This window comes from Halomonas sp. M4R1S46 (assembly GCF_025725685.1).
Taxonomy (GTDB): Bacteria; Pseudomonadota; Gammaproteobacteria; order Pseudomonadales; family Halomonadaceae; genus Halomonas.
In genome coordinates this window covers 2,320,560-2,331,865 of record NZ_CP107008.1, presented here as the reverse complement: position 1 = coordinate 2,331,865, position 11,306 = coordinate 2,320,560, and the positions used below count along the sequence as shown (strand labels likewise).

Genomic DNA, 11,306 nt, shown 5'->3' with positions numbered 1-11,306 from the left:
GGATTCAGTGGCCGCTCTCCACCCGATTGCGGCCCTGGTGCTTGGCCCGGTAGAGGCCGTCGTCGGCGCGTTTCATCAGGATATCCCGGGTATCGCCGACGCGGTGTTCGGCGATGCCGAGGCTGACGGTGACGCGGCCGCTCCCCATGCCGTAGTCCTGCGCGGCGATGTGTTCGCGTAGCCGCTCGGCCAGTCGCTCGGCGTGGGCCCGTGGGGTCAGCGGCAGCAGCAGCGCGAATTCCTCGCCGCCGAGCCGCGCCAGCAGGTCTTCCTCGCGAAGCAGCGCCTGGCAGTGACCCGCCAGTGAGGCCAGGACCTCGTCCCCCTGCAGGTGCCCCCAGGTGTCGTTGATGACCTTGAAGTGATCCAGGTCGAGCATCATCAGCGACAGGGGCGTGGCATGCCGGTTGCTCAGGGAGATCTCCTCGTCCAGGCGCTGGAGAAACTTGCGGCGATTGGCCAGTCCGGTAAGGGCGTCGGTGTCGGACAGCGCTCGAAGGCGCTCCTCTTCGGCCACCTGCTCGCTGATGTCGAACATCATGCCGTGCCAGAGCACGCCGCTCTCGATCCGCTGGGGTTGGGCGCGTACGGCGATCCAGCGACAGTGCCCGCCCTCGACGATCAGGCGGTACTTGGTGGCGATGCGGGTGCACCACTTCACCGAGCGCTCGATGGCGGCCATCAACCGGGGATAATCGTCGTGGTGGACGTACTCGAGGGCCGGACGGGCGTCGCTGGCCAGCACCGCGGGGTCCAGGTCGAGGAATCGTGTCCCGCTCCCCACCAGGTAGGGAAAGTGCAGGTGCCCCTCCTCGCTGCGGTGGAGCTGGAAGATCAGTCCGGGCAACTGTTCCGCCAGTTCGAGAACCCGCTGTGGCTCCTGTCGTTCCCTACACGGCATGACATCGATCGAAGGCATGCGGTTGTCCTTGTCGTTCCTGCTGCGTACAGGAAGATGCATCATCGTTTCCTGTCGCGCTTTCAGGCGCCCGGAAGGACAATGTCATTATTGATTTGCTTATCAAGGCGCATATGATACACGGCGGACGAGAGGCTGGCACTACCCATCCGTTGTAGGAGATTACCGACAATTCTCCGGCATTGGCGCCCGTTTTTCTCCTTTTCGTGCTTGTTGTTAGCACGATAAAAAACCAGGCGATGCCATCCTGTGGGAGTGCCGGTCCACCCGGGGCTGCGCTCAGCGCGGGGCGTCGTAGCGGCTCGGGCGGCCCAGCGAGTAGATGACCTGCCACAACTGCAGGTTGCGGGCGCGGAAGGCGCCGGCGCATACCGAGAGGTAATAGCGGAACATGCGCCGGGTGCGCTCGTTGTAGCGATCGGCGATCTCGTGCCAGTGGGCGTCGAAGTTCTCGGGCCAGGCCATCAGGGTATGATCGTAGTCGGCGCGGGGTCATGGACAGCGCCAGTCCACCCGTCAGCGCGGGGCGTCGTAGCGGCCCGGGCGACCGCGGGAGAAGACCACTTGCCAGAGCTGCATATGGCGCGCCCGGAAGGCGCCGGCGCATACCGAGAGGTAATAGCGGAACATGCGCCGGGTGCGCTCGTTGTAGCGATCGGCGATCTCGTGCCAGTGGGCGTCGAAGTTCTCGAGCCAGGCCATCAGGGTATGATCGTAGTCGGCGCCGAAGTTCTGCCAGTCCTCCATCAGCAGATGTCCCTCGCTGGCCTTGGCGATATGCACGGCCGAGGGCAGCACCCCGTTGGGGAAGATGTACTTGTTGAACCAGGGATCGACGCTGATCTCCGAGTTGTTCGAGCCGATGGTGTGCAGCACGAAGAGACCGTCCTCGGGCAGCAGGCGACGCACCGTGTCGAAGTAGGTCTCGTAGTTGCGGTGGCCGACATGTTCGAACATGCCGATGGAGACGATGCGGTCGAACTGGCCCTGCAGGTCGCGATAGTCCTCGAGCCGGATCTCCGCCGGCAGGCCCTTGCAGCGCTCCTGGGCGAGGTCGGCCTGCTCCCGGGAGATGGTGATGCCGGTGACGTTGACGCCATGATGCCGTGCGGCATGCTCGGCGAAGCTGCCCCAGCCGCAGCCGATATCCAGGACGTGCATGCCCGGCTTCAGGTCGAGCTTGCGACAGGCCAGCTCGAGCTTGGCCTTCTGGGCCTCGTGGAGGCTGTCAGCGTCCTTCCAGTAGCCGCAGGAATAGCACATGGTGTCATCCAGCATGCGCCGGAAGAGATCGTTGCCCAGGTCATAGTGCGCCTCGCCGACGATGTAGGCGCGTGCCCGGCTCTGCAGGTTGAAGAACCCGGACTGCAGGCGGTACATCAGCCGCTCGGAGGGCGACTGGGCGTGTTCGCCGAGGCCATGGTGCAGCATCAGGTTCGCCATCCGGTCGATGCGCTCGCAGTCCCACCAGCCATCCATGTAGGACTCGCCGAGCCCCAGGGTGCCCTGATGGAGAATGCGGGAAAAGAAGTCGGGATGGTAGACGCGGATGTCCTGGGGGGCATCGCCGTTGAGGCTCACCCCGGAGCCGTCCAGCAGCTTCTCGACAACGTGACGGGCCCGGGTATCGGGCAGGGCAACAGGGCCGAGGCGTGAGTCACTGGTCATGGAGTCCTCCTGGTCCCGCAGTGGCTGGATGCCGGATACTGGCGGCGTAACCGCGTTTCTTATCATGATAGACCACTGATACAAGACCTGAATTCCCCAGGCGTTCAACTATCAGCGAGCAGCGAGGAGAAAGGACAATGCATGTCATCATCGATCTCTGCGTGGTGCCCCTGGGCGTGGGGGTATCCGTCTCGTCCCATGTGGCCGCCTGTCAGCGGGTCATCGAGGCCTCCGGCCTGGAGCACCGGATGCACGCCTACGGCACCAACATCGAGGGCCCCTGGGACGAGGTGATGGCCGTGGTCAAGCGTTGCCACGAGGTCGTGCACGCGATGGGGGCGCCGCGCATCACCACCACCCTCAAGCTCGGCACGCGCACCGACCGCGAGCAGCACATGGACGACAAGGTGCGAAGCGTCGAGTCCCTGTTGCGCGAACCCGGCGGCGGTCGTGTGTAACGAATTCCTTACGGCCTGTCAGCCAAGCTTGCCGCCCCGGCGAGGCCAGTCATGGCCTCGCCGGGGCTGTAAGGAATGCTTGACAGCGGGGTGGCCAAGGCGGCCACCCGAGGCGGCGAAGGCGTGGTCTCGGGGCGTTCCGGTGGGGGCGGGGGCACTCTAGGCTGGGGGCACCCAAGGGCCGACGAGCCCGGACCCGACAACCACAAGCGACCCGGAGGTCTTCATGAACGCCCCTGCCCAGACGAGCCAGACCGTCAACACCGCCAACCCGATCGGCACCGATGGCTTCGAATTCGTCGAGTATACCGCCCCCACCGCCGAGGGGATCGAGGCACTGCGCCAGCTGTTTCTCCAGCTGGGCTTCACCGAGACGCGCAAGCACCGTTCCAAGGCCGTCACGCTGTTCCAGCAGGAGCATATCAACTTCGTGCTGAATGCCGAGCCGGATAGCCACGCCGCCGAGTTCGCCCGTGTCCACGGCCCGTCGGCCTGCGCCATGGCCTGGAAGGTGGCCGACGCCCGGCAGGCCTTCGACCATGCCGTGGCCTGCGGTGCCAAGCCGGTGGAGACCCCGGTGGGTGAGGGCGAGGTGGGCATTCCCGCCGTCGAGGGCATCGGCGGCTCGCTGCTGTATTTCGTCGACCACAAGGTCGACGGCGACGGCCGCACCATCTACGACATCGACTTCGCGCCGATCCCCGGGCGCACGCCTCAGGACCACAGCGTGGGCCTCGAGGTGCTCGACCACCTGACCCACAACGTCGACCGCGGGCAGATGGACGTCTGGGCGGACTTCTACACCCGCGTCGCCAACTTCCGCGAGATCCGCTACTTCGATATCGCCGGCAAGAAGACCGGGCTGCACTCCCGCGCCATGACCGCGCCCTGCGGCAAGATGCACATCCCGATCAACGAGTCCGCCGACGATAACTCGCAGATCGCCGAGTTCCTGCGCGAGTACAACGGCGAGGGCATCCAGCACCTGGCCATGGCCACCGACGACATCTACGCCACGGTGCGCGCCCTGAAGGCCAACGGCGTGACCTTCCTGACCACGCCGGACACCTACTACGAGAAGGTCGACCAGCGGGTGCCCAACCACGAGGAGAACCTCGAGGAGCTGCGCGAGCTGAACCTGCTGGTGGACGGCGGTCCCGACCAGGGGGTGCTGCTGCAGATCTTCACCGAGACGGTGATCGGGCCGATCTTCTTCGAGATCATCCAGCGCAAGGGCAACGACGGCTTCGGCGAGGGCAACTTTAAGGCCCTGTTCGAATCCATCGAGGAGGACCAGATCCGTCGCGGCGTGCTCGAGGCCGACGACTGATCCACTCCTCGTCGATCCCGGCAGGCCCGCCGGGATCGACGGGCAGGGCGAAGATAGCCAGAACAATCCCCCGTCTCCCTGCCCATTCACGATAAAATCCGTCACAATGGGCAGCCTTGCTGCCGCGTGGCGGGTGACAACAACAGTTCCGTGATCCCTGGTGTGACATGACAAACGACGCTCAACCCCGTACCCAGTGGCTCGGCCGCTGGGGCTTCGTCCTGGCCGCGACCGGCTCCGCCGTCGGCCTCGGCAACATCTGGAAGTTTCCCTACATCACCGGCGAGTATGGCGGCGGTGCCTTCGTGCTGGTCTACCTGGCCTGCATCCTGGCGGTCGGCGTGCCGGTGATGATGACCGAGATCGCCTTCGGCCGCCGTGGCCGCGGCAGCCCCATCGACGCCATCCGCCGGGTGGCCGGCGAGGCCGGCGCCTCCCCGGTGTGGTCGCTGCTCGGCTGGATGGCCATGCTCTGCGGCTTCATGATCCTGTCCTTCTACGTGGTGGTGGCCGGCTGGTCCTTCGCCTACCTGTGGAAGATGCTCAGCGGCGGCCTGGCCGGTTCCAGCGTCGACGAGATGGCGGCGATCTTCGGCGCGAACAACGAGAGCCCGCTGAACCTGGGCTTCTGGAGCACCCTGGTGACCATCGCCACCATGGCCATCGTCGGCAAGGGGGTGCAGGCCGGCATCGAGAAGAGCGTCAGTTGGATGATGCCCGGCATGGTCGTGATGCTGGCCATCCTGATCGGCTATGGCGCCTTCTCCGGCGGCTTCGTCGAGGCGCTGCGCTTCCTGTTCACCTTCGACGCGGGCAGCCTGTCCAGCGAGGGAATGCTGGCCGCCCTGGGCCACGCCTTCTTCACCCTGTCTCTGGCCTCCGGGGCCATCCTCACCTACGGCAGCTACCTGCCGGGCCGGGCCTCCATTGCCCGCACCACCCTCAGCGTGGCCGTGGCCGATACCGTGGTGGCCCTGATGGCGGGCCTGGCGATCTTCCCGGTGATCTTCGCCAACGGCATGGAGCCGGGCAGCGGCCCCGGCCTGATCTTCATGAGCCTGCCGCTGGCCTTCCAGGCGATGCCGCTGGGCACCCTGTTCGGCATTCTGTTCTTCGTGATGCTGTCCATGGCCGCGCTGACCTCGTCGATCTCTATGGTCGAGGCCACCGTGTCCTGGCTGACCGACAACAAGGGCATCTCGCGGCGCACCGCCTCCTGGGGCACCGGCATCGTGCTGTGGCTGATCAGCACCCTGGCCATGCTGTCGTTCAACGTGGGGGCCGAGTGGACCCTGGCCGGTAAGCACTTCTTCGGCTGGCTGGATTTCCTCACCTCCCGCTGGATGATGCCGCTCGGCGGCCTGGGGATGGTGCTGCTGGCCGGCTTCGTGCTGAAGAACGAGGCCTTCCGCGAGGAGCTCGGCTTGTCCCCGGCCTGGCATGCCCTGTGGCTGTTCATGGTGCGCTACGTCAGCCCGCTGGGGATCCTGGTGATCTTCGTCGACGCCCTGGGCATCGCCAAGGTGCAGTTCGGGACCCAGTGGCCCTGGTTGCTGCTGGTGCTGGCCATGATCACGGTGGTCGGCGAGCTGGCGAGTCCGCGGCTCAAGCGTGCCATCCGCGCCTGAGCCGATTCCCGCATGGTGAGACGACATCGCCCCCGCCCTTGCGGGGGCGATGTCGTTGGCCGGGCGGATGGCCGCGTCTGTCGCCCGCGAGCGGCGCAGTGGTTATATGCTTGCGCAGAGTCGATAGTGGCAATCTGGCGGCAAATTAATTACTTTATCGCATATTAAATCCTATCAACCTCGAGTGTGTGGAATATGAGTGCCGCAAGCGATCCCCGGGCGCCCGATAGCGTGCGGTTGCCGAAGGCCGTCTCCGAACTGGCGCCGGGACGGGTCAGCCTGGTCGGGGCGGGGCCGGGGGATCCGGAACTGCTGACCGTCAAGGCCCTGCGGCGTCTCCAGGCCGCCGAGGTGATCCTCCACGACCGCCTGGTCAGCGACGAGATCCTGGCCCTGGCCAACCCCGCGGCCTGGAAGCTCTACGTGGGCAAGGCCCGCTCGGACCACAGCGTGCCCCAGGAGGGCATCAACCAGGCGCTGGTCGACTGGGCGAACGCCGGCAAGCGGGTGGTGCGCCTCAAGGGCGGCGACCCCTTCATCTTCGGGCGTGGCGGAGAAGAGCTCGAGACGCTGGTGGCCGCGGGGGTCGAGGTCGAGGTCGTGCCGGGCATCACCGCGGCCTCGGGGTGCGCGGCCTATGCCGGCATCCCCCTGACACATCGGGATCATGCCCAGTCGGTGCGCTTCATCACCGGCCACCTGCGCGAGGGCGGCTGCGACCTCGACTGGCCGGCCCTGGCGAGCCCCGGGCAGACCCTGGTGTTCTACATGGGGCTCGGCAGCCTGACGATCATCGCCGAGCAGCTCAAGGCCCATGGCCTGGCCGCCGACACCCCCCTGGCCCTGATCGAGCAGGGCACCACCGCCCGCCAGCGCGTGCATGTGGGGAGCCTGGCGAGCTTGCCGCCGGCCATCGAATTAGGTATCATTCGACCGCCGACGCTTATCATCGTCGGCACCGTGGTGACGTTGCATGACGCGCTGGCCTGGTTCGACAATGATCGCGCCGGCAGCATGGGTTGGTTGCAGGGAAAGCACCCGACGCCGTCTGACACGTCTCAAGGCGCCTGAGGTCGCGGGGAGATCGACATCGGCGTACAAGTCGTTGTGAGGTGACGAATGGTGTATTCCCGCAAGGCGAGTTCGACTCGTCCCCATGGGTGGCGTTTGTTGTGTCTCGGGCTGTCCCTGCTGCTGCTGAGCGGCTGTGCGGGGGATTCGCTGGCCCACCAGTCCCGCGACGATGTTGCGATCCAGAAGGGGGTCGCCTCCTTCTACAGCGACCGCTTCCAGGGGCGTACCACCGCCAGCGGAGAGCCCTTCGACCAGCAGGCCCTGACCGCTGCCCACCGGAGCCTGCCCTTCGGCACCAAGGTGTTGGTGACCCGGCGCGATACCGGCCGCCAGGTCGAGGTGGAGATCACCGATCGGGGCCCCTTCGTCGACGGCCGCGTGATCGACCTCTCCAAGCAGGCCGCCCGTGCCCTCGGCATGCTGAGTCGCGGTACTGCCCCCGTCCAGCTCAGCTACGTGCGCTGATCCTGTCTCTCCGGCCAGTCGGCCGGGCCCGGCGAGTCAGTCGCCTGCCTCGCCGCCCCGCGAAAACTCCCGCCGCCAACGGGCCAGCAGGGCCTGTCGCTTGAGATCATCCAGGGTGGCCAGCAGCCCCGGGCCCAGCGTCAGGGGTCGCAGGGCCTCGCCGTGGGTCGCGCGCAGGCGGCCCGCCGTCCCCGGGCCATCCAGGGCCGGGTGGATCGCGCCCAGTGCGGTCTGCTCGGCGATCACCCGCTGGCCCTCCAGGCCGATCAAAAAGTCCAGGAAGCGTCGCGCGCTCCTCGGGTGGGGAGCCTGGCGCGGAATCAGCGCCAGGCGCTGGGTGACCAGCGCATAGTCATCGGGAATCACCATCTCTAGCGCCGGATCTCGCTCTACCACCCGGTGGGCATAGCTGCCCAGCAGGTTGTAGCCCAGCCAGTAGCGCCCCTCCGTGAGCCCCGTCAGCATCTCGCCGGTGGTATCCACCAGGCGCGCGTCGGCCTGGCCGAAGGCGGCCACCAGGTCCCAGTAGCGGGGCGACAGCCGCGATTCCTCGATGGCATAGGTGTAGCCGGCGCCGCTGCGCGAGGGGTCATAGGTCACCACTCGCCCCGCCAGCGCCGCTCCATGCCGCTGGAGCAGGGCGAGCAAGTCGGCATGACTCTCCGGGCGGCCGAAGCGGTCGATCAACTCGCGGCGGACCACCATCACCACCGGCTCGAAGGTGAAGGCGAACAGCTCCTGTCGCCAGCGGGCCCAGTCCGGCCAGGCCGCGGCGACGGCAGAGTCGAGGGGCTGGGCATGGCCGTCGTTGGCCAGGCGGTACTGCCAGGGCATGGCCGAGGAGATCAGCACATCCACCTCGCCCGGTGCGGCCAGGAAGCGCTCGTGGAGCGGCAGGGTGTCGAGGTTGCGGTAGGTCAGCTCGATGCCGGGATGCGAGCGGTGGAAGGTCGCCAGCAGGGGACGGATATGCCCCAGGTCCAGGGCCCCATGGATCACCAGCTGCCCCGTGGCCTGGCCGGGCCCGGGGCGCGCCGGGTAGTGCAGGCGTTCCTGTGCCGCGGCGAGGGGGGCGGCACACAGCCACATCAGCAGCAGGGTGGCGACGCGTTGCCTCATGGCGTGTCTCCCGGGAAGCGCAGGGCGACCCTCAGTCCGCGGCCGCCGCTGCCGTCCTCGAGGATCAAGCGGGCACCATGGGTGCGGGCGATGCCGTCGACGATGGCCAGTCCCAGGCCGGAGCCGTCGGGGTCATCGCTGCCGCGATGGAAGGGCCGCAGCATCAGCAGGCGGCGCTCGGCGGGGATCCCGGGCCCGTCATCCTCCACTTCCAGGGTCGGCGGCGAGGCGTGGGTGCGCACGGTGATGTGTCGGGCGCCATAGCGCCTGGCGTTGTCGATCAGGTTGCCGAGTGCCTCCTCCAGCTGCCAGTCGAGCCCCTTGACCGTCACCGGCGACGGCGAGGCCTCGACCCCCAGGTCGACCCCGTCCCGGTGGCAGGCGTTCCAGTGAGTCCTGACGGCCTGGCGGGCCAGAGTGTTGAGGTCCAGCACGGCCAGCTCGGGACGATACTCGGGATTGTCGAGGCGCGTCAGCGACAGCAGTTGGATGGCCAGGCGCGAGGTGCGCACGCTGGTGGTGTGCATGGCCTCGAGGGCCTCCCGCCAGCGGGCCGGGTCGTCCTGGCGCAGGGCCAGCTCGGCCCGCGCCGACAGGCCCGCCAGGGGGGTACGCAACTGGTGGGAGGCGTCGCCGATGAAGCGTTCCTGGTTGGCGCGGACCCGGCGCATGCGGGCCAGCAGGTCGTTCAGGGTCTCGCGCAGTTCCGCGAGCTCCCTGGGCAGGCTCAGCGCCAGGGGAGCCAGGGTGCGCGGGTCGCGGGCGCGGATGGCGCGGCGCAAGCGGGTGAGAGGGGCAAGAGCGGCGCGAATCGCCAGCAGCAGGATCACCACCGCCAGGGCCGCCATGGTCAGGATATAGGCCAGGTTGCCGCGCAGCAGTTCGGCGGCCAGGCGCTCGCGCCCCTCGCGGGTATGGGCGACCCGTACCTCGAAGCGCTCGCGCTGTCGCCAGTCCTCCAGGCGCGCCCGGCGGACCCCCTGTCGCAGCGCCAGGTCGCGCCAGACGATATCGCGGTAGAGCAGGCCATCGGCGCGCTCGCCGACCTGTCGGGGGTCGCCGGGCAGCTCGGCGTTGCCGGTGACGAATCGGCCCTGGGCATCGTAGAGGGCATAGAAGACCCGCTCCTCGGCGTCGGTGGCGAGCATCTCCAGGGCGGCGGGGGGGAGGTCGAGCCACAGGCGCTGTTCCTGCCACTGCACCTGTTCGGCGATCGCCAGGGTGGCGGCCTCGAGCAGGCGGTCATAGGCGCGGTCGGCCGTGCGGCGGGCATCCATCCAGGCCTGCAGCACCATCAAGCCGCCCAGGGCCAGCAGGGGCAGCAGCAACCAGCTCAGCAGCCGTCGGTAGAGGCTGTCCCGGCGGATCACGTGGCCTCCAGCAGGTAACCCAGACCGCGGACCGTGCGCAGGGCCACACCGCCATCGGCCAGGCGCTTGCGCAGGCGATGGACATAGACCTCGATGGCATTGTCGCCCATGGGCTGGTCCTGGAAGGCCTCCTCGGCGAGTCGCGCCTTGTCCACCGGCTCGCCGGCGTGACGCATCAGGCAGGCCAGCAGGCGTTGCTCCCGGGGCGGCAGTGCCAGGGGCGTGTCGCCGAGGGTGAAGCGCTGGGCCAGGCCGTCGAAGCTCAGGGGGCCGACCTGCAGCTGCTGGCCGCGCTCGCGGCGGCGTAACAGCGCCCGCACGCGCGCCTCCAGCTCGTCCAGGGCGAAGGGCTTCGCCAGGTAGTCGTCGGCCCCCAGGTCCAGCCCGCGCACCCGGTCCTCGATGGCGCCGCGGGCGGTGAGGATCAGCACCGGGGTGTCGCGGTCGTGGGCGCGCAGGGCCGCCAGCACCTCCAGCCCCCCGCAGCCGGGCAGGTTGAGGTCCAGCAGCACCAGCGACAGGCCATGCTCCGGCCCGGTCAGGCGCTCCCGGGCCGCGTCGCCGTCGGCCAGGTGGTCGACGTCGTGGCCCTCGAGGCGCAGGGCATCGACCAGCGTCTCGGCCAGCAGGTGATCATCCTCCACCAGCAGCAGTCTCATGGGGTCGTTTCCTCCTCGGCCTGAGGTGCCTCCAGGCGGCCGCGTGCCGCCTCCAGGGCCCGGTGCCACGTACCGGCCGGCTGGCGGCCGGCGGGGCCCGACAGCGACAGCCAGAAACGCGGCTCGTCGGGGCCGGTCGTCAGCGCCAGGCATTCCATGTGGCCCCCGGGCAGGACCGGGCGCGGGTCGTCGTCCTTGGTGGTCGGCCAGCGGCTGCCGGGCCTCAGGTCATGGCGCAGGTCGCTGGCCGGCAGGGCCACCAACCGACACTCGGCCTCGCCGTGGCGCGCCTCCAGCAGGGCCGCGGTCTCCCCGGTTTCAGCGGCCAGGTGCTCGAGCTGGGGCTGGACCCTGGCCGCCAGGTGTCGTGATGGGGCATGCCGCCGGGCCAGGCGGACCGGGCTGGAGCCGAGTCGCCAGCGGCCGTCGGGGCTACGCTGCACGTAGTCGAAGCGTTCCAGCGAGCCGAGCAGCCGCAGCAGGGTGCTCTTGTAGAAGCCGGTGGCCTGGGCCAGCTCGGCCAGGCTGAAGGCCTCCTGCTCGGCGTCGAAGGCCTCGAGTACCGTCAGGGCCCGCTCCACCGCTTCCACGCGATCCTGCGCCATTCTGGGGGTCT

11 protein-coding genes and 1 pseudogene are annotated in these 11,306 nt (G+C 68.3%); 5 read left to right on the top strand and 7 right to left on the bottom strand.

Going from position 1 to position 11,306, the window contains the following annotated elements:
- Positions 1-4 precede the first annotated feature (4 nt).
- The 3 genes and pseudogenes from OCT48_RS11045 to cfa form a co-directional block, all read right to left on the bottom strand.
- Positions 5-919, bottom strand: coding sequence for a GGDEF domain-containing protein (locus tag OCT48_RS11045; RefSeq protein ID WP_263589211.1), 915 nt, complete (start codon positions 917-919; stop codon positions 5-7).
- 279 nt (positions 920-1,198) lie between these two features.
- Positions 1,199-1,396 (bottom strand): annotated as a pseudogene (locus tag OCT48_RS11040) (class I SAM-dependent methyltransferase); the annotation flags it as partial.
- A 39-nt stretch (positions 1,397-1,435) separates the two neighbouring features.
- Entirely contained in the window at positions 1,436-2,587 is a 1,152-nt protein-coding gene (gene cfa, locus OCT48_RS11035; RefSeq protein WP_263589210.1) for a cyclopropane fatty acyl phospholipid synthase, read from the bottom strand.
- 137 nt (positions 2,588-2,724) lie between these two features.
- Here cfa and OCT48_RS11030 point away from each other — a divergent pair, with 137 nt between their 5' ends.
- The 5 genes from OCT48_RS11030 (at position 2,725) to OCT48_RS11010 (ending at position 7,542) form a co-directional block, all read left to right on the top strand.
- Positions 2,725-3,045 (top strand): MTH1187 family thiamine-binding protein, encoded by a 321-nt coding sequence (locus tag OCT48_RS11030; RefSeq protein ID WP_263589209.1) that lies wholly within the window; start codon positions 2,725-2,727, stop codon positions 3,043-3,045.
- 226 nt (positions 3,046-3,271) lie between these two features.
- Positions 3,272-4,375, top strand: a complete 1,104-nt coding sequence (hppD, locus tag OCT48_RS11025) for a 4-hydroxyphenylpyruvate dioxygenase (RefSeq protein ID WP_263589208.1) — start codon at positions 3,272-3,274, stop codon at positions 4,373-4,375.
- Between the two features lie 167 nt (positions 4,376-4,542).
- The gene (locus OCT48_RS11020; protein WP_263589207.1) at positions 4,543-6,003 is read left to right on the top strand and encodes a sodium-dependent transporter; all 1,461 of its coding nucleotides are present in this window, start codon (positions 4,543-4,545) and stop codon (positions 6,001-6,003) included.
- 195 nt (positions 6,004-6,198) lie between these two features.
- Complete coding sequence (gene cobA / locus OCT48_RS11015; RefSeq protein ID WP_263589206.1) at positions 6,199-7,074, top strand: uroporphyrinogen-III C-methyltransferase; 876 nt, start codon at positions 6,199-6,201, stop codon at positions 7,072-7,074.
- 48 nt (positions 7,075-7,122) lie between these two features.
- Entirely contained in the window at positions 7,123-7,542 is a 420-nt protein-coding gene (locus OCT48_RS11010; RefSeq protein ID WP_263589205.1) for a septal ring lytic transglycosylase RlpA family protein, read from the top strand.
- Between the two features lie 36 nt (positions 7,543-7,578).
- Here OCT48_RS11010 and OCT48_RS11005 read toward each other — a convergent pair whose 3' ends face one another.
- The 4 genes from OCT48_RS11005 to OCT48_RS10990 are packed head-to-tail and all read right to left on the bottom strand — an operon-like array spanning position 7,579 to position 11,295.
- Positions 7,579-8,661, bottom strand: a complete 1,083-nt coding sequence (locus OCT48_RS11005) for an ABC transporter substrate-binding protein (protein WP_263589204.1) — start codon at positions 8,659-8,661, stop codon at positions 7,579-7,581.
- Complete coding sequence (locus tag OCT48_RS11000) at positions 8,658-10,031, bottom strand: sensor histidine kinase (RefSeq protein WP_263589203.1); 1,374 nt, start codon at positions 10,029-10,031, stop codon at positions 8,658-8,660. The genes OCT48_RS11005 and OCT48_RS11000 overlap by 4 nt, the downstream gene beginning before the upstream one ends.
- Positions 10,028-10,690 (bottom strand): response regulator transcription factor, encoded by a 663-nt coding sequence (locus tag OCT48_RS10995; protein WP_263589202.1) that lies wholly within the window; start codon positions 10,688-10,690, stop codon positions 10,028-10,030. Before OCT48_RS10995 ends, OCT48_RS11000 begins: the two co-directional genes overlap by 4 nt.
- Positions 10,687-11,295 (bottom strand): IclR family transcriptional regulator, encoded by a 609-nt coding sequence (locus OCT48_RS10990; RefSeq protein WP_263589201.1) that lies wholly within the window; start codon positions 11,293-11,295, stop codon positions 10,687-10,689. The genes OCT48_RS10995 and OCT48_RS10990 overlap by 4 nt, the downstream gene beginning before the upstream one ends.
- Positions 11,296-11,306: the final 11 nt, after the last annotated feature.

Bases quoted from the DNA above. Each gene is read 5' to 3' on its own strand.
- OCT48_RS11045 (WP_263589211.1), bottom strand. From the start codon at position 919: ATGCCTTCGATCGATGTCATGCCGTGTAGGGAACGACAGGAGCCACAG.
- cfa (WP_263589210.1), bottom strand. From the start codon at position 2,587: ATGACCAGTGACTCACGCCTCGGCCCTGTTGCCCTGCCCGATACCCGG.
- OCT48_RS11030 (WP_263589209.1), top strand. From the start codon at position 2,725: ATGCATGTCATCATCGATCTCTGCGTGGTGCCCCTGGGCGTGGGGGTA.
- hppD (WP_263589208.1), top strand. From the start codon at position 3,272: ATGAACGCCCCTGCCCAGACGAGCCAGACCGTCAACACCGCCAACCCG.
- OCT48_RS11020 (WP_263589207.1), top strand. From the start codon at position 4,543: ATGACAAACGACGCTCAACCCCGTACCCAGTGGCTCGGCCGCTGGGGC.
- cobA (WP_263589206.1), top strand. From the start codon at position 6,199: ATGAGTGCCGCAAGCGATCCCCGGGCGCCCGATAGCGTGCGGTTGCCG.
- OCT48_RS11010 (WP_263589205.1), top strand. From the start codon at position 7,123: ATGGTGTATTCCCGCAAGGCGAGTTCGACTCGTCCCCATGGGTGGCGT.
- OCT48_RS11005 (WP_263589204.1), bottom strand. From the start codon at position 8,661: ATGAGGCAACGCGTCGCCACCCTGCTGCTGATGTGGCTGTGTGCCGCC.
- OCT48_RS10995 (WP_263589202.1), bottom strand. From the start codon at position 10,690: ATGAGACTGCTGCTGGTGGAGGATGATCACCTGCTGGCCGAGACGCTG.
- OCT48_RS10990 (WP_263589201.1), bottom strand. From the start codon at position 11,295: ATGGCGCAGGATCGCGTGGAAGCGGTGGAGCGGGCCCTGACGGTACTC.